General features: G+C 44.4%; 15 protein-coding genes. 7 read left to right on the plus strand and 8 right to left on the minus strand.

The genetic code is table 11. The features are described from left to right. The first annotated feature begins 159 nt into the window (after positions 1–159). Entirely contained in the window at positions 160–798 is a 639-nt protein-coding gene (locus FO447_RS11895) for a DUF4294 domain-containing protein (RefSeq protein WP_200756492.1), read from the plus strand. Positions 799–1,084: 286 nt separating this feature from the next. On the opposite strand, the gene FO447_RS11900 is transcribed toward FO447_RS11895, so the two are convergent. The 4 genes from FO447_RS11900 to FO447_RS11915 all read right to left on the minus strand — a co-directional run bounded on the left by FO447_RS11900 (position 1,085) and on the right by FO447_RS11915 (position 6,971). Continuing rightward, entirely contained in the window at positions 1,085–2,113 is a 1,029-nt protein-coding gene (locus tag FO447_RS11900; RefSeq protein ID WP_200756494.1) for a M28 family peptidase, read from the minus strand. A 4-nt stretch (positions 2,114–2,117) separates the two neighbouring features. Continuing rightward, the gene (locus FO447_RS11905) at positions 2,118–3,866 is read right to left on the minus strand and encodes a membrane dipeptidase (protein ID WP_200756496.1); all 1,749 of its coding nucleotides are present in this window, start codon (positions 3,864–3,866) and stop codon (positions 2,118–2,120) included. Positions 3,867–3,934: 68 nt separating this feature from the next. Next, positions 3,935–4,402 carry an Lrp/AsnC family transcriptional regulator gene (locus tag FO447_RS11910; protein ID WP_006848151.1) on the minus strand — a complete coding sequence of 156 codons (468 nt, stop codon included), beginning with the start codon at positions 4,400–4,402 and terminating at the stop codon, positions 3,935–3,937. A 190-nt stretch (positions 4,403–4,592) separates the two neighbouring features. Beyond that, positions 4,593–6,971, minus strand: a complete 2,379-nt coding sequence (locus FO447_RS11915; RefSeq protein WP_234698999.1) for a glycoside hydrolase family 3 C-terminal domain-containing protein — start codon at positions 6,969–6,971, stop codon at positions 4,593–4,595. 605 nt (positions 6,972–7,576) lie between these two features. Here FO447_RS11915 and FO447_RS11920 point away from each other — a divergent pair. From FO447_RS11920 to FO447_RS11930, 3 genes are all read left to right on the plus strand, one after another. Next, on the plus strand, positions 7,577–8,605 hold the full coding sequence (locus FO447_RS11920; protein WP_117587462.1) for a PD40 domain-containing protein: 1,029 nt from the start codon (positions 7,577–7,579) through the stop codon (positions 8,603–8,605). 51 nt (positions 8,606–8,656) lie between these two features. Beyond that, positions 8,657–9,322 (plus strand): porin family protein, encoded by a 666-nt coding sequence (locus FO447_RS11925; RefSeq protein ID WP_200756497.1) that lies wholly within the window; start codon positions 8,657–8,659, stop codon positions 9,320–9,322. A gap of 96 nt (positions 9,323–9,418) precedes the next feature. After that, a complete protein-coding gene (locus tag FO447_RS11930; RefSeq protein ID WP_200756498.1) occupies positions 9,419–9,736 on the plus strand; it encodes a hypothetical protein in 318 nt (105 codons plus the stop codon). A 134-nt stretch (positions 9,737–9,870) separates the two neighbouring features. On the opposite strand, the gene FO447_RS11935 is transcribed toward FO447_RS11930, so the two are convergent. Beyond that, positions 9,871–11,160: an IS1380-like element IS612 family transposase gene (locus FO447_RS11935; protein ID WP_005814044.1), complete on the minus strand. Its 1,290-nt coding sequence runs from the start codon at positions 11,158–11,160 to the stop codon at positions 9,871–9,873. Positions 11,161–11,291: 131 nt separating this feature from the next. Further along, on the minus strand, positions 11,292–12,221 hold the full coding sequence (locus FO447_RS11940) for a tetratricopeptide repeat protein (RefSeq protein ID WP_200756499.1): 930 nt from the start codon (positions 12,219–12,221) through the stop codon (positions 11,292–11,294). 188 nt (positions 12,222–12,409) lie between these two features. On the opposite strand from FO447_RS11940, the gene FO447_RS11945 reads away from it, so the two are divergent. The 3 genes from FO447_RS11945 (at position 12,410) to FO447_RS11955 (ending at position 15,708) form a co-directional block, all read left to right on the plus strand. Further along, positions 12,410–13,696 (plus strand): IS1380 family transposase, encoded by a 1,287-nt coding sequence (locus tag FO447_RS11945; protein WP_200756500.1) that lies wholly within the window; start codon positions 12,410–12,412, stop codon positions 13,694–13,696. Between the two features lie 233 nt (positions 13,697–13,929). Then, positions 13,930–14,937, plus strand: a complete 1,008-nt coding sequence (locus tag FO447_RS11950) for a sensor histidine kinase (protein WP_200756501.1) — start codon at positions 13,930–13,932, stop codon at positions 14,935–14,937. A 15-nt stretch (positions 14,938–14,952) separates the two neighbouring features. Further along, positions 14,953–15,708 carry a LytR/AlgR family response regulator transcription factor gene (locus tag FO447_RS11955; protein WP_200756502.1) on the plus strand — a complete coding sequence of 252 codons (756 nt, stop codon included), beginning with the start codon at positions 14,953–14,955 and terminating at the stop codon, positions 15,706–15,708. A gap of 219 nt (positions 15,709–15,927) precedes the next feature. Here the strand turns inward: FO447_RS11955 and FO447_RS11960 are convergent, their stop codons facing one another. Both FO447_RS11960 and FO447_RS11965 read right to left on the minus strand, forming a co-directional pair. After that, entirely contained in the window at positions 15,928–16,905 is a 978-nt protein-coding gene (locus FO447_RS11960) for an FKBP-type peptidyl-prolyl cis-trans isomerase (RefSeq protein WP_200756504.1), read from the minus strand. Positions 16,906–16,942: 37 nt separating this feature from the next. Next, the gene (locus FO447_RS11965) at positions 16,943–17,818 is read right to left on the minus strand and encodes an FKBP-type peptidyl-prolyl cis-trans isomerase (RefSeq protein ID WP_117587468.1); all 876 of its coding nucleotides are present in this window, start codon (positions 17,816–17,818) and stop codon (positions 16,943–16,945) included. Between the last annotated feature and the right edge of the window lie 22 nt (positions 17,819–17,840).

The following is a 17,840-nucleotide window of genomic DNA, read 5'->3' on the forward strand; positions in this document are numbered from 1 at the left end:
ATGAAAAAGAGAAAGAAAAAGCCAAGAATCTTTCTCAATTTGAGAAATAATCTGTAATTTTGCGGCGTAATTAGTAACACAAAGGGGCTTACACCTCTTTATATATAGAAGAAGCTCCACGAAAAAAGGAGCTGGCCAAAGAACTTTGAGGAGATTTACATGAAACAGAAAATATGCTTTTTACTGGCGATGCTCTTCTGCATCACCCTGCAAACCATGGCGCAGACCGATGGCGACAACCCTGAAGACAGGGAGGTGGACATGGATGCTCCTACCTTTGAACCAATGGTGAAGGTAGGAAAAGTGCTCCTGGATCATGACAGCGTGCAATATGTTCAGGTGAACAACGTGTACGTTTATCCGCAGCCGATATTTAAGAACGCCAAGGAGCGAATGGCTTACAACCGTTTGGTATACAACATCAAGAAGGTGCTGCCGATAGCCAAAGAGGTAAGAAAGATTATCATCGAAACGGGTGATTATCTGGAAACGCTGCCTAACAAAAAGGCAAAGGATGCACACATGAAACTGGTGGAGAAAGGTATCAAACAGGAATATACCCCGAGAATGAAGAAACTCACCTATGCACAGGGTAAACTCTGCATCAAACTGGTATATCGCGAGTGCAATTCTTCATCCTATCATCTTATACAAGCCTTCCTGGGTCCTATCCGTGCCGGATTCTATCAGGCATTTGCAAGCCTCTTCGGTGCCAGCCTCAACAAGAAGTACGACCCGAACGGCGTTGACAGATTAACAGAAAGAGTGGTAAGACAGGTAGAATCGGGGCAGATTTAACCAGTTCATCTTATTCAGAAAGCTCATATACTTAGGTATAAAAGCATTTCCAGTCAATAGGAATTGCTTTTATACCTAAGTTTTTTTGTTGATACAAGCAGAAGAAATCTCCGTTCATCGACGTTGAATGTCCGTTCAGCGTCGTTGAACGGCGGTTCATAGACGTTGAACGGCGGTTCAACGTCGATGAACGAAGATTTAAACAGACAGAAAAAAGAAATGTTCCTAAGAAAAGCAACAACTTTTCCTAGGAACATTTCCTTTTATATTCGAATGGGATGCCCACCTATTCCTCAGTATAAAGCACCTGAATCATGGTCTGGCCAACCGCCTTAAGCACATTCTTATCCAGATGAGCCATATCATCGCTCACGGTGTGCCAGGTAGGACCGAAACTGCTCTGCTGACAGTCTGGATAATAAGCTATCACATCTACAGTAGGAATCTTAGCCTTCTCGTTGACCGGAATATGATCATCAGTAATCATTCCGCCATCGCTCTTAGGGAAGTAAGAGCCAAAACCTGCCTGACGGGCTGCAGCCCAAACCTTCTTCACGATGCCACCGGCATACTGCATAGACATACCCTCACGATAGAACTTGGCTCCCTGTCCGCCCACCATATCGAGGAGGATTCCGAAACGAGGATTATATCCCTCAGGCTTGTTCTCGCTCCAGTACTGGGCACCCAAAGCCCAAGTATCGCCATCGTCCTGAACATCAGCCCACTGAGGTGTACCCCAGTCTTCGGTATCGAAACATACGAAATCTACGCCGATGTTAGGATTCAGCTTCTTGTCTGCCTGTAGCTGGCGGGCTATCTCCAACATGACGGCTACTCCGCTGGCTCCATCGTTGGCTGCCATTACAGGCTTGCGCCAGTTGGTACTGTCGGGGTCGTTGTCGGCCCAAGGACGGCTGTCCCAATGGGCACAAAGCAAGATGCGGGTTTCTGCCTTCGGGTTGTAATGGGCGATGATATTGGTATTCTTCAGGATGGTACCATCATAGCCCTTGAGGTCAGCCTTCTGGGTTTCTACCTCACAACCAAACTGCTTGAACTTGCTCACAATCCATTCGCCACACTTGTCGTGCGCCTCGCTGTTCATGACGCGAGGACCGAAATCGCATTGTGCGGCACAATAAGCCAACGCCGAATCGGCATTAAAGGCAGGACCTACAGGATTCAGCTTCTCTGCTTCCTCTACTTCCTGGATTTCCGGCGACGTGGTGTTGGCACTCTTATAGCTGATAGCTCCAGCTACCACTCCGGCAGCAACTACCAAGCCTAAAATTATCTTCATTTTCTTCGTCATAACATTAATGTTTAAAGTTCTGCACCTGCGTCATCACTCTGAGCCAGTTGCCTCCCCAAATCTTGACAATATCCTGCTCGCTATATTTGCGGCGCAACAGCTGGAGGGTGAAATTGATGAGTTCAGAAGAGTCGGCGAGCCCCCGGATGCCGCCGTCTCCATCAAAGTCGGTACCCAGACCTACGTGGTCGATACCCATCACATCGATGGCATGCTCAAGATGGGCGATAGCGTCCATGATGTCGGCTTCACCCTCTTTACGCAGGAATCCATGATAGAGCGTGGTATGAGCCACACCACCCTTTGCTGCGAGGGCACGCATCTGGTCATCGGTCAGATTGCGAGGCACATCGCAGAGCGCACGGCTGCTGCTATGGCTGCAGACAATAGGCGCCTGGCTGATATCAAGTGCATCGTAGAAACTCTTCTCGCCACCATGACTCAAATCTACCATGATGCCCAGGCGGTTCATCTCATGAATCACCTTCTCGCCAAAACTGCTCACACCATTATGGGTATTGCAGCCGCGAGCACTATCGCAGATATCATTATCACCATTATGGCAGAGCGTAATATAAACGATGCCGCGCTGGGCGAAATGCTTCACGTTACTGATATCGTGCTCCAGGGCGAGACCGTTCTCGATGCCGAGCATGATGCTCTTTCTGCCTTTCCGCTTATCGCTATAAAGATCGGCAGGAGTGCGGGCTATGCTGAGATACTGCCTGTTCTTGCTCACAATCTCTTCTATCTTGTCGAAGATGAGGTCGGCATACTGCGCAGGTCCCTTTACATCGAAAGCCACCTTGCTGCTGAAGCTCTCGCCTATCTGAGGCTGTGGCAGGTAAGCTACCATCGTGGTAGCATCCTGATGACCATCGGTCATCTTATGGAGATCAACCAGGATGCGGGAATCGCGGTGATCAAACTTGATGCCCTGAGGGAAGAACATCGGAGTATCACAATGGGTATCGAGCGTAAGGATGCGCTTATGCAACTGCTTGGCTGCATAAAAGTTGTTAGCCTGATTAACCAGCCATTGGAAAATCTTCAATCCTTCTTCTTCCAGCCATTCCGGATGCCATTGCACACCGAGAATCTGCTTATACTCGCTACTCTCTACAGCCTCGATAATATGGTCAGAAGATTTGGCGATGGTGCGCAGATGATTGCCTGGCTCGCTTACCGCCTGATGGTGGAACGAGTTGACAAAGATCTTCTCCTTATTATATATATTATATAAGGTGGAATCTTTCTTGATTTCTACGATGTGGGTTGGTTCAGTACGGTCGGCATCCTGGCTGTGCTTTACCAGCTGCTTGATATCCTGGCACACCTTTCCGCCCAGCGCAATAGCGAGGGTCTGAATGCCCCGGCAGATGCCAAGCATCGGAATCTGGCGGTTGAAAGCCAATCGGGTAATCATCAGTTCGGCAGCATCACGTTCCTGATTGATGTTGTGAAGACGGGGAGAAGGCTCTTCGCCCATCCACAGCGGATTATGGTCACCGCCACCCGTCAGAATCAATCCATCAAGATGCTCCAGGGTATTGACGATGACCTGAGCATCGGCAACAGGAGGAATAATGACCGGCGTACCGCCAGCCGCTATTACCTGCTTATAATAACGGTCGCGAAGCGTAGCATCAATACCTTCATAATTGGCAGTAAGGCCAATTACAGGCTGATGCTTCGCTTCGGGAAATCTAGAGTATGCACCCTGGAGATGCGACTCTAAGTCAAATGTTTCCATTTGTTTATCTTTCAAAAAATAATGATTCAAGATCTTCTAAAAATCGTACTCAGGTATGGAGACTCTTATTAATCTTCATCGAGAAGTACAGGAATCTCACGCTTGATGCTCTGCTCAAGAGAGATAAGCGTTTCGGTAGAAACCACACCAGGGATAGCCTGAAGCTTATTGTTGAGCAGATCCATGAGCTGCTCGTTGTCGCGGGCATAAAGCTTGATCAGCATGGTGTATGAACCGGTTGTAAAGTGGCACTCTACGATTTCAGGAATGTTCTGCAAGCGCTCTACCACCTTTTTATACATATTACCACGCTCCAAGTTCAAACCTACATAAGTGCAGGTAGAATAACCCAGGCTTTTAGGGTTTACATCAAAACCGCTACCGGTGATGAAACCATCCTCCATCAAGTGCTGAACACGCTGATGGATGGCAGCACGAGACACGCCACATTCTGCGGCTACGTCCTTGAAAGGAATACGGGCATTCTTGGAAAGGATGCCGAGAATCTTTCTGTCTAGATTGTCTATTTTCTCCATTTCGTTTTGCTTTATATTATTCTATTTATAAGGTACTTTTCTATACCAGATAGCAAAATTAATAAAATCTATTGAAACTGCAAACAAAATGCACGAATATTTTGCAATATCCGTGCATTTTGTTGTTTTTTATACTGTTTTTAACCAAAAACCTTGGCATTTTGCTACTTTTAGTAGAAAAATCATACGCTTATCTGATAACCTCGGAGAAGTAATGATCACGCAAAGGTTTCACCACTTTATCACCCGTCAAAACTATCTGCTGCTTAAGACGGATGTCTTGAGAAGAGGCTCCAATCTTCAGTTCATACGTTCCTGGAGCTATATTCCATTGACGATTGCCTCGATGAGAATAATAACCAAACTGATCAGTATAGAACTTGATGCATACTCTCTTGGTTTCGCCAGGATTGAGAGAGATGCGGGCAAAGCCCTGCAACTGGATAGGATGAATCTGCTGGTTGTTCTGAGTTGGCGACAGATATACCTGCGCTATCTCATCGGCACGAACCTTACCCGTATTGGTAACCTCAAAGTAGATATTGCTCGACTCTGAAGCCGTAGAGAGCTCCTTAACTGTCTGCAAGTTCTTATAGGCAAAGGTTGTATAGCTCAATCCATAACCGAAAGGCCACTCTACACGAGCATCCTGACGGGTGGAATAATTATAGCAGATAGGCTCATAAACCTCAGTATTAGGATAGCTGACACTCAGCTTGGCAGATGGTGAAATCTTGCCATAAAGAATGTCAGCCACAGCTGTACCACCCTCTTCACCAGGATACCAGGCCTGGATGACTGCTGCACAACGCTTGGCTATCTTGGAGATAACCTGCGCACGACCGCCGAAGACTACCAGGACTACAGGTTTGCCCGTAGCCAAGAGTTCCTCAACATATTCCTCTTGCTTACCAGGAAGCTTGAGACCATCTCGCTCACGATTCTCACCACAGAGCATCACATTCTCGCCTACAGCAGCAACGATAACATCGCTTTCCTTTGCCATCGCCAAAGCTTCTGCCTTGTCTGCCTTCTCGCCTGAATCAACCTTGCGATGCAGGAGCTGATACTCCCAAGCACGCTTATCGCCAGACTCTTCAAACTTGGTCTCTATCTCCTCTGTCCAGTCGCAACCACGAGAATACTTTATATTAATACCCTCAGGTTTACTTGCCTGCATTGCCTCTAGCAATTTAACGATATGTGGCAAGTGGCTATCATCCCACTTTTTCTTCCAACTCTGCCAGAAATAGAACATTGAAGGGAAAGAGTAGTCGCCACACATCGCCCAGATAGAATTGGCATTAGGACCCGTGAGCAAGATATTCTTAACCTGCTTGGCGCTGTTAACATCAGCCTCCTTCACAAGAGGCAAAACACCATTATTCTCCAACAAGACGATAGACTGGCTGGCAATATCGTAAGCCGTCTGCCGTTCTTCCTTAGTATCAAGCTTTACATCCTCCGTACTATACAGATATGGATTCTTATCCATCAGTCCTGCACGAATCTTATAACGCAGAACATCCTTTACAGCACGCTCAAAGACTTCTTTCTTAACAAGTCCCTTATCCAAGGCTTCCTGTAAATACTGATAGTTTTCGCCTCTAGGGAAATCAACATCATTGCCACCATTGATAGCAGCCACAGCTTTCTGAAGAGGAGTATCTAGTCCCGGCAACTGGTCAATGGCAGTATAATCGCTCACCACCATTCCATCGAATCCGAGATAATCTCGCAAAATATCATTGAGAATCTCACTATTTGCCACGCACTTGGTACCATGAACAGCATGATAACCCGGCATCAAAGCCTTGCTACCTGCCAGACGAATCATCGTCTCATGAGGCAAAAGGATATCTTCCATCATCTCCTTCTCATCAGCATCACCGCCACCACCATATCCCAGATAGTGTTTAGAACAAGCTCCCACTCCCTTCTTGAGGTCGCCCTGCTGAAGACCCTTGACAAAAGCAGTACCCATAACGGCAGAAAGATAGCCATCCTCACCGTATGATTCTTCCAGACGATTAAAACTTGGAGTACGGCAGACGTCTACCATTGGGGAAAGCGACAATACGCCACCCATCTTGCGAAGAGCGGTACCTGTCTGCAAAGTCTTGAGCTCTGCCAACTCTGGATTGAATGAGCAAGCCTGACCTATCTGCTGTGGATAGACTGTTGCATCTTGCGTATTGATACCCGAAAGAACTTCCTCGTGAAAAAGAGCAGGGATACCATTTGGGGTATGATGTATCAACCAATCTTGTACTACAGCCACACGCTTTCGCAAGAAATTGGCATCAACCAATTCCTGACTGGCGTACTGAGAAAAATGTCCAATACCATAAGGAATGAGCTGCTTGCATTTGACGGTATCCAAATTGCCTTCCGCATCAAAAAGCTCATCCATATACCCACTTCTCAACTGAGCGATACGCTCTGGCTGTGACATTCTGCAGTAGAGTTCATCTACCTGTTGGTTCACTTGCTGCTCCGTATTGTTTATGTTACTGCAACTAGCCATCAGCACAGTTGCACATACGGTTGTTGTAATTTGTTTCATCATTATCTTTTAGGTTAAAAAATGATTATTGAAGTTTTTATTATCATGTGCAAAGATAATGCAAACGAGCGCAGAATATCAAGCTTGCTTGAATATTATGCCGAGTGCAGTTTATCTTCTGCAAAGATAATACAAATAAGAGAACTAACAGATTCGCTTTCCCGTTTTTTATGCAAAAGCAACAAACACAAACGTAAAAGAAACAAAAGAGCCAAAGATAACACTCTATCCTTGGCTCTTACCTTATTATATTTTAGTAGTAATTACTTGTTGAAATGAATTTCGTAATTACTTTCTCTTCTTTGAATGCGCAGCTTTCTTGGCTGCAGGTAAGAAAGGTAAGAAGTAATCTTGTGAAAGCAGAAATGAGAGTATTGTAAAAAACGCAAAAAAATCTCATAATATATTATATAAAGAGGTCGGAGATCCTATTGGTAGGGGTCTCTAACCTCTTTATTTTCTAGCAAATAGGCATTAATTTTAGATGGTTAATCACGCTATACTGACGAATAGGCATGGATGCGATTTTTGCTGTTTGTGAGATCAAAATATTTTATTTACCTTTGCAAACAGAAAAAAAATAATATAATAAGTTAAAATTATAGAATATGAAATTGCTGGAAAAGAAAAGTTATTGGCTTTTAGCATCTTTACTCTTATTGTCAGTAGGTGTAGATGCAAAGGTGAAATTTGATTTTTCCCTCGTCTTCGTACCAGAGGAGGGTGGTGTGAAGTTCGAAAAAATCACAGATGACGCTGACTGCGTAGCTGATTATAAAGGTAATATCGTGGGTAAGACATCTGGCGTCTTTGGCTCTCGCAAGACCAATACCATCGATTGGTGGGTAATTCCTCAAATTGGCGTATCTCCTGATGGAAGACGCATAGGTTACATCAACGAAAAGAATGGAACCACCAACATCATGATTAAGAATGCTGCTAAAGGTGGCGCCAGTGTACAGCGCACATTCCGTACAAACGTAGAGGGCTTCACTTGGAGTCCTGATGGCAAGACCCTGTGCTTTACTGAGGTGAGAGGCAATCATCATGGCGTGTATCTGGTAGATGCCAATCAGGGTACTGTGGTACGTCAGATTTCAAACGGAACAGACAATGACTTCGGCGGTGTAATCAGTAAAGATGGAAACACAATTTATTTCCATCGTGGAGAGGGATATGCATCTTATAGCCTTTGGAGTTATGATCGCAAGACCAACCTTTTCTCCAATTATAGTAGAGGTATGACGGCTTGTCTTATTCCTAATGATCTGGATGCCATCTATTGCGCCCGTTTTACAACGAACAAGGAAAGTGAAATTTGGCGTGTAAACTTCAAGACGGGTGTGGAGGAAGTTATCCTTTCCCAGCCAGGCAAGAGCTTCAGTACGCCTCAGTTATCACCTGATGGCAAATGGCTGTTGGTTACAGGATCTAGCAGGTCTGAAAAAGAGAAGATTGACAATACTGACATATTTGTAGTTCGCACCGATGGTACCCAGCTTACTCAGCTTACTTACCATCCAGGTAACGATTTGTCGCCAGTTTGGTCACCAGACGGAAAGAGTATCTTCTTCCTGTCTCAGCGTGGCTCAGCAGAAAAGAACTATAATGTATGGCGCATGGATTTCAGTATGTAGTCTATCTATTTGTAAATCTATGAGTATTAATCATATAAACTTTTTAAGATTATGAAAAAAATTATTATTGTAGCAGTTTGCGCATTCTGCGCTCTTACAGCTTCAGCACAGCGTGCAAGTAGCTCATCTTCTTCATTCTTCTCAACAGAGAAGGCTGATGGCGGCGTTCAGTTTGGTATCCGTGCCGGTCTCAACATGGCAGGTATGGCCTATGAAGAAGACAACGTGACCGTTTCTACAGACAATAAAACTAATTGGCATGTAGGCATTATCGCAGATATTCCTATGATGGAGAGTCTTTATGTCCAGACTGGTCTTTATCTCCAGAACAAGGGTTACAAGGAGAAAGAAGGAGACTATGAGTTGACAGCAAATCCAATGTACTTGGAAATTCCTGTATTGGCTTCTTATCGTTACAACTTTAGCGATGCTGCTCAGTTGCAGATTAATGTTGGTCCTTACTTCGCTTATGGTGTAGGTGGTAAGATTAAGGAAACAGATGAAGGTGACGAAGACAAGTGGGATTGCTTCGGCGATAAGGGTGCAGATTGGAAACGTTTTGATTGTGGTCTGCAGATTGGTGCTGGCTTGACAATTGCTAAGAACTATTACATCGGTGCAGCTTATGAGTTTGGCTTCTCTAATATAGCCAAGAACTCTGGCGATGGCAAGTTGAAGAACAAGAACTGGATGTTCAGCGTAGGTTATAATTTCTAATAATACATCGTTGAACCTTGATAAAAGGGGATGCAATATTTGCTATAAGGATATTGCATCCCTCTTATTATTACAATCATTAAAAAACTTAGAATCATGAAAACAGCGAAATTACCTCTTTATTATATAGGTATGCTTTTGATGGCATTACCTTTCTTCTTTACTTCATGCAGCAGTGATGACGATGGCTTTACCCCTTCGGTTGGAGGAAGTGATACCGCAGGTCAGATAACTGGCAGCGATGGTGAGAAACTTTATATTACTTCTGTAGGTGACAATACTTTCAGCTACAACTCGGAAGGAAAAATCACAAAGTGTAGAGCCTATGGTAATGATGATTATATTTTCTCCTACAATCCATTCAAGATTTCTTATACCCCTAAAATCCGCAACTATCATCCAATACACGATTAAGGGTAGATTTATGAGTCGTTAGTAGCAGCTTTCAGTAAAAAGCAACAGCACAACATCAATATGTAGCCACCATCCCCTTACCCCACGATGCGACTTGAGGTAATACGCAGATTCAAACCGGAAAGAAAGGATTCTTATCCGAATTCTGTTTTGAAGGGTTTTGCATAAGCTCGGTTCTCTGTGTAGATATTCAGCACGTATTGCCTTGCAGTCATGATCCACTTGGCAGGTACGGAGATGAATCTGAAGACAAAAGCCTTTATGCGACTCGTTTTCTTGAGCCCAAAAGCCTTGGTGTCAAGCCTGCTCATGATGGTCTTGTAGAAATTGTGTATCAATGCAGTAAGCAGAAGAAAGACAGTATTCTCCGCCATGAATGACTTGGGGAGCCTGCTCCAACCGAATCCGTTGTTCATGTCGTCAAAGATACGTTCCTTGCCGCCACGCAGATTGTAGAATTCAACAATGTCCCTTGTCGATGACTTGTAATCGTTGGTCAGAATACAACGGTAAGTGTATTCGCCTTCCCACAGGTCAAGGTCGCCACTGTTGCGTCTTTGTCTCTGGATGACAAGACGATAGCACTTGCCTTCCCATTTCTCAACGAGAATGGAATTGAGTTCGAACTGGATGCCGTTAATCTCCTCCGTCTTCCATCCTCTCAGAGCAAAGATGTCATTGTAGAGCGAACTGCATCGGTTGGCACGGATGTAGAAATGTTTGCAATGCTTCTCTATCTCACTGACGATTTCCTTCGAGCAGGAACCGCAGTCTGCCCTGAAGCGATTTACACGGATGTTCTGGGATTCCAGAAGAGCGAAGAATCTCTTATGGGTGTCTGCCTGATGAAAACGCACATTCGTGTTACCATCGCTGTTCTCGATATAGACTATCTTGTCACCGATAACATATACGCCAGGCCTGTAGCCGAGGAACTTTTTGTAGGTCGGTTTTGCATCATACTTCTCCGTTTCAAGGAACTGATGGTCAAAGTCAACATCGTATTCCTCAATTTCCTTCAACTCGCCTGTAGAAACCAAAGCGTTTATAAGCAATGTGTTGAGTTTGTCTGCAGTATTGAAATCATAGGTCTTGCCTTGGTCGGAAGTATAGGAGATGTTTTCCTGTGTCAGTTCCTTGATGGCTCTGAGGATGGTATCAGAGCTGCATGTACGAAGGGTAGGATGATACGAGAGATGGCGCATCAGTTGTGACGTTACATCTTCCACGCATGAGCCGCCACAGAAATAAACGCTCATCAGCGAACGGACTATCTCGCTGAACTGATATCCGAAGATACTGCTGCATCTCTGACCCAGTGTTGAGTCGATAACGGGTGAAAGCATGGAGTCAAATTTCTCCATGATTGAAAAAATTCCTCCAAAAGGTGTGAGTTTCTCAGATTTAATTTGTATTTTTGCCATGTCATATTAGAGTTTTGCTTGTTTTCTTTTTGCAACACTAAGATAAGTGAAAATTCTGACATGGCAAAATCCTGGGCAACTTTTTGTTGCTCAGGAACTTATAAATAAAGTTAAATTATAGTGTTGCGGAATTAAGGATTACCATTTTCGGCAAACCAGGGTTCTATCTCGGCGAGATACTTCTCGGATAGCGCCACTTTGTCCAAATTGAGATATACATCTGCGAGATTGAGCTTGCAGAGGTACATATCGAAGGTATCTGTCTTATGATGTTTCTCGAGAAAAGCCTTCATGGCAAGAAACTTCTGGAGAGATGCCTTGTAGTTCTTGGTATAATAATAGTAGTTGCCATAGTTATTGAGGTAATAAGCCTGCATGCCTACAGACATCTGCGAGAAATACTTCTCTGTCTGCTGATAATACTTCAGCGAGGTATCAAAATCGTTGAGTTGCAGATAGATGGTGGCAAGTCCGAGATAGAGTGTGATGTTCTCACTAGACGGCAACCCGAGCGAGTCTACCAGAAACAGGGCACGCCGATAACACGCCGCAGCCTCAGGCAACTGACTCTTGAAGATATAAGCATCGCCCAGATTGGCACAAACCTTAGGCATCTGGTCTTTAGCATCGCTGTTAGCCAACAAGGTTGTGGCGTCTTTATAGAGTCTTATCACCTCATCCGGATTCTTGCGATAATTATGATAAGCAATAGCCTTGCAATTGTATGCGTATGCCAATAGAGAGTTACGGCGTTCTGTAGCTGGCTGGAGTTTGCAATAAGATATGGTTTGATCCAAGATGGGATACATCGAGTCTGGGGTGGCAGACAGACAGAAGTACTTTGCCTTGCGAATATAATATTCATAATAAGTCAGGCTATCCGTTGCCGAAGCCAAGGCTTTCTTTATAATTTCAGGAGCATGAACCGACATGGCTTCCACTGAGTCATCAATGCAAGCTAACACTTTTCGTTCTTCTTCTGTCTTACCCGATTCCGCAGGTCGTTGGCAACCCAACAGTACGACCAACAGCAGGCATATACACCAAACAAATCTTTTCATCTTCTATATTCCGTTAAAACTCTCTTTTTATGGCAAAAATAAGTATTTTACCTTAATTCCGCAACACTATAGTTTAATATTATTTATAAGTGCCTGAGCAACAAAAAAGTTACCCAGGATTTTGCCATGTCAGAATTTTCACTTACCTTAGTGTTGCGAAAAGAAGACAAGCAAAACTCTAATATGACATGGCAAAGATACAAATAAAATCTGAGAAACTCACTCCTTTTGGGGGAATTTTTTCGATTATGGAGCAATTTGATGCTCTTTTAGCTCAAACCATAGATTCCACCTTGGGATTGAGATGCACTATGTTTGGTTATCAATATAGCGAGATTCTACGCTCTCTGATGTGCGTATATCTTTGTGGTGGCTCATGCATTGAGGATGTTACAACTCACCTGATGAAACATTTGTCTCTTCATCCAACTCTTCGCACTTGCAGCGCAGACACCATATTACGTGCTATCGAAGAACTGACTTTTAAGAGCATCACCTATAAGTCTGCTTCTGGCAAATCCTATGATTTCAATACTGCAGACAAGATGAACTGCTTACTGGTCAATGCCCTGCTTGCTACTGGTCAATTGAAATCCGGTCAAGAGTATGATTTTGACTTTGACCATCAGTTCATTGAAACAGAGAAGTATGATGCAAAACCAACCTACAAGAAGTTCTTGGGCTATAGTCCAGGCGTAGCTGTCATTAACGACATGATTGTTGGTATTGAAAATAGAGACGGCAACACAAACGTACGCTTCAACCAAAAAGAAACTTTGGAAAGAATCTTCAAGCGATTGGAGGCTTCGGAAATATATATTTCTCGTGCCCGCATGGATTGCGGCTCATGTTCGGAGGAAATCGTAGATATGGTAGAGGCTCATTGCAGGCATTTTTATATTCGTGCCAACAGATGCTCTTCTTTCTACGATTCCATGTTTGCCTTAACTGGATGGAAAACTGTTGAAATCAACGGTATTGAGTTTGAGTTGAATTCTATCCTTGTTGAGAAATGGAAAGGAAAACCGTATCGTCTTGTCATACAGAGACAAAGGCGAATAGATGGAGACCTTGACATTTGGGAAGGCGAATATACCTACAGATGTATACTGACTAACGATTACAAGTCGAGTGCAAGAGACATCGTGGAATTCTACAATCTTCGTGGTGGCAAGGAACGCATCTTCGATGACATGAACAATGGCTTTGGCTGGAATCGATTGCCAAAATCGTTCATGGCACAGAATACTGTATTCCTGCTTATGACAGCTCTCATCAGAAACTTCTACAAAGCTATTATGCAGAGATTGAAAACCCATGAATTTGGATTGCGTGCCACCAGCAGAATCAAGACCTTTGTTTTCAAGTTCATCTCTGTTCCTGCGAAATGGATTAAGACATCACGTAGGCATGTATTGAACATTTACTCAGACAACAATGCTTATGCCAACCTGTTCAAGACAGACTTTGGTTAAAGACCATGCTTTTCTGGTTAAACCAGCGTATTACCTCAAGTCGCTTTATGGGGTAAGGGGATTTTGTGTCTGCGACATTTCTGTTGTGCAAGAAATATGTACAATAAAATGAATTTTGTCGCTTTGCAAGCAAAATCCCACTAAACCCTATAGGTTGCGGATTTGAGGGTAATGAGGTATCTATTTATTATGTCAATTCTATCCGTATCGGACAGGCGGTAAAGCAGGGGAATATGGCAAAGGTCAAGGATATCTTGTCACACGAGAAGGGGTCAGATAGTATGGAGTTTAGTCTTCGCCAGATTCGTAACCGTTATCTTCGCAAGTATTATGAGGCTATAGGCGATTATCGGGGAGCCTACGATAATCTGAGGACGGATGTCCAACAGAACGACTCCCTAGAGCATAACCGCATCAAGATGCGTGCATCAGAAATCATGGATCGATTTGCGCAAGATACCATTCGTTTGCACCATAACCTGGAGATGGAGCATAAGAATGCTGTTGTCCAGCGTGCCTATGCCATCACGGTGGCAGCAGTATCGCTAGTCGTTGTCATCATCCTGATCTTTGCTCTTCTTGTCATGCGCTCCCGCAAGCGAAATGCGCAAGATAAAATGCGCAACATGCAGTTGAGGCTAGCTTGTGTGCGCAACCGTATTTCTCCACATTTCGTGTTTAATGTGCTTAATGGTAAAATATTGAAATCGGATGAGCATGATGCCAATGACTTGCTTGACCTGACAAAGTTGATAAGAGCTAACCTCGACCTGTCGTGCCGTCTGGATGTGACGTTGCGCGAAGAGTTGGACTTCGTGAAACGGTATGTTGATGTGGAGAAACAGCTGGTGGGCGATGACTTCGAGTTTGCTATCAATATTGCCGAAAGTGTGAATATAGATCAGGTGCGCATCCCTTCCATGTTTGTGCAGATTCTCGTGGAGAATGCTTTCGTGCATGGTCTGAAAGGATGGGATGGACATAAGATTATCCATATCGGGATAAGCAAGGAAGGAAAGAACACCTGTATCAAGGTCAGAGACAATGGACCGGGATTTGACATCCGTAGTGTGGGAAAGAAGCGCACCGGACTGAACGTCATCACCCAAACTATCGTCATCGTCAACGAGCGAAATAAGAACAAGATGAACTTCTCGCTCAATAATGAACAGGAAAATGGAAAAGCCGTAGGATGTGTGGCAACGATAGTTATTCCAGATAATATCAAACTATTTATTTGACAAAAGAACCGCAAGATGAGAACAATCATTATAGACGACAATAAGCAGGCAGTCAAAGACCTGAACGAAAGGCTGGCCAGATTCTCCGAGGTAGAAGTGGTGGCAGTAGAGCACTCCGGACTAGACGGCCTGGCGAGGGTGAGCGAGTTACAGCCCGACTTGCTCTTCCTTGACGTGCAGTTGCCCGATATTTCCGGTTTGGATTTCCTGGACAGACTGGATTTCTTTACCCATGGCCGTTGCAGGGTGGTAATGTATACAGCTTACGATGAGTTTGTGTTGCCAGCTTTCAGAAAGAAAGCCTTCGATGTACTTCTGAAGCCTATTGATGACAAGGAGTTGGACATCATTATGCAGCGACTTGCCGAACATCCCCTTTTACCAACCCCACAATCCGTCGGGCAGGATAAGGACAAACTCATGTCCGACAACGGCAAGTTTCTGCTCTATACCAATACCATAGATTTCAAACTGGTTGACAAGCGCGACATCGCTCTCTTTCAGTATAATCATGAAGTGCGTTGCTGGGAGGCTGTGGTAGCGGGCAGCAAAGCTCCCGTCCGTCTGAAGCGAACCATCAAGGGTGATGCCCTCCTGGAAGTGGACAAGCAGTTTATACAAGTCAACCAAAAGTTTATCATCAATATGAATTATCTGATAGAGGTGGTTGACAACGTATGCCACTTCTATCCGCCGTTTGATAACATAAGCTATGTAAGGGTAGGACGCTTCTATCGCAAGAAATTGATAGACCGCTTTTATAGTCTTTGATTTTAGGCAAAAAAACTATTGAAATGTTAAAGACCTTGGCATCTTACTACTTTTAGTAGAAAAATCATACGCTTATCTGATAACCTCGGAGAAGTAATGATCACGCAAAGGTTTCACCACTTTATCACCCGTCAAAAAGAGCCAAAGATAACACTCTATCCTTGGCTCTTACCTTATTATATTTTAGTAGTAATTACTTGTTGAAATGAATTTCAGTAATTACTTTCTCTTCTTTGAATGCGCAGCTTTCTTGGCAGCAGACTTAGCTGGCGCTTTTGCCACCTTCTTCTCTGCTCCTACGGCTACATCTTCCTTCAATTCGCCAGCAGGCTCAGCCTTAACCTCAGGCTTTACGATGCTAACCAGCTCAAGATCGAACACCAAAGTAGAGTATGGAGGAATCTGACCAGCCTGACGCTCGCCGTAAGCCAACTCGTAAGGAATGTAAACCTGCCACTTACTGCCCACAGGCATCAGAGTAAGCGCCTCGGTCCAACCCTTGATCAATCCGTTGGCACGGAACTTGTCAGTCTTGCTGCCACCATGCTTGGATGTAGCATCAAAAACGGTACCATCAATCAGACGACCCTCGTAGATAACCTCTACCTCATCGCTTGCCTTAGGCACTTCGCCATGACCTTCGGTAATCACCTTATACTGCAAACCGCTAGGCAACACCTTTACACCAGATTTCTTGGCATTAGCAGCAAGGAACTTCTCGCCGGCACCAGCCAAAGCTTCCTTCTGGAAATCGGCAGCAGCCTTAGTAGTAAAGAATGTTGTATCATTAGCCAAAGCTGCGATAAAACCATTCTGGAACATAGCATGGCTGATAGAATCGCCTGTACTCTTCAACTCTTCCTTTGTGCCAGGATATACGCGCTTCTCTACCAGTTTGGCAACCTCCATACCTGCAGAATAAGCTACGGTCTTAGGATTGATTCCCATGGCAAGCGCATCCTTGTAACCACGAAGGAAATTCTCCATATAGGCAGTATCTACCTGAAAACTCTGCTGGATATAAGGAATCAGACCACGAGTGGCATTCATACCAGCTACATAACTCAAAGAATCGGCTGATGATTTCAACTCAACAAGAGCAGCCGCCTTCTTAACCTTCTTCTTGCTTGCAGCACTAGCTGTAAACAAAGAAGCACCCGCCACGAGGACGAGTGCTGTCATTAATATTTTCTTCATTTATAAAGTCCTCTATAAAAATGAGTTCCCACAAAAATTACTTGCCACCTACTGAAATCAACTCAATCTTGAAGATCAATACAGAGAATGGCTTGATCTGACCCTGCTCGCGCTCACCATAAGCCAACTGCTGAGGAATGTAAACCTCCCAAACAGAACCTGCTGGCATGTGAACCAAAGCATCAGTCCAACCCTTGATAACCTGGTTAGCACGGAGATCTACGGCCTGACCACGCTTGAAAGAAGAATCGAATACCTTGCCGTCGATTGTCTTACCCTCGTAGTTAACCTTAACCATAGAAGTATCCTTTGGCATAGGGCCGTTACCCTCCTTGATTACCTTGTACTGAACACCTGAAGGCAGAGTAACAACTCCTGGCTTCTTCTTGTTGGCAGCGAGGAACTTCTCACCAGCAACCTTGTTAGGACCATATTCCTTCTCCATGTTCTTAGCCTTGATAGCCATCATCTTAGCCTGAGCTATCTGAGCAGCCTGCTCAACAGTCATCAAGCCCTTCTTGCCAGTAGTACCTGTGATGAAACCAGCCATGAAGTTCTTCAGAGAGATAGACTTTGTAGAATCCTCACCGAATACCTCGTGGTTGATGCCCTTAACCATCTGGTTGCTGATCTGCTGACCAATCTGGATACCTGCATAGTAAGCAGCCTTCTTCTTGTCGTCACCAGCGTTGGCACCATCGTTAAGACCCTTGATGAAATCATCCATGTAAGCAGTATCAACGCCCATGCGCTCTACCATAAACTCCTTCAGACCCTGAGTCTGAGACATACCCATAGCATAGCTCATAGTATCTACATCAGTCTTGAGATCTGCCTTAGGAGTAGAATTGCCACAACCTACGAATGTAGCAGCAGCACAAGCCACGAGGGCTCCGAAAAATAACTTTTTCATTTTCTTATTTATATTTTAAATC

Source organism: Segatella copri, assembly GCF_015074785.1.
Classification (GTDB): domain Bacteria; phylum Bacteroidota; class Bacteroidia; order Bacteroidales; family Bacteroidaceae; genus Prevotella.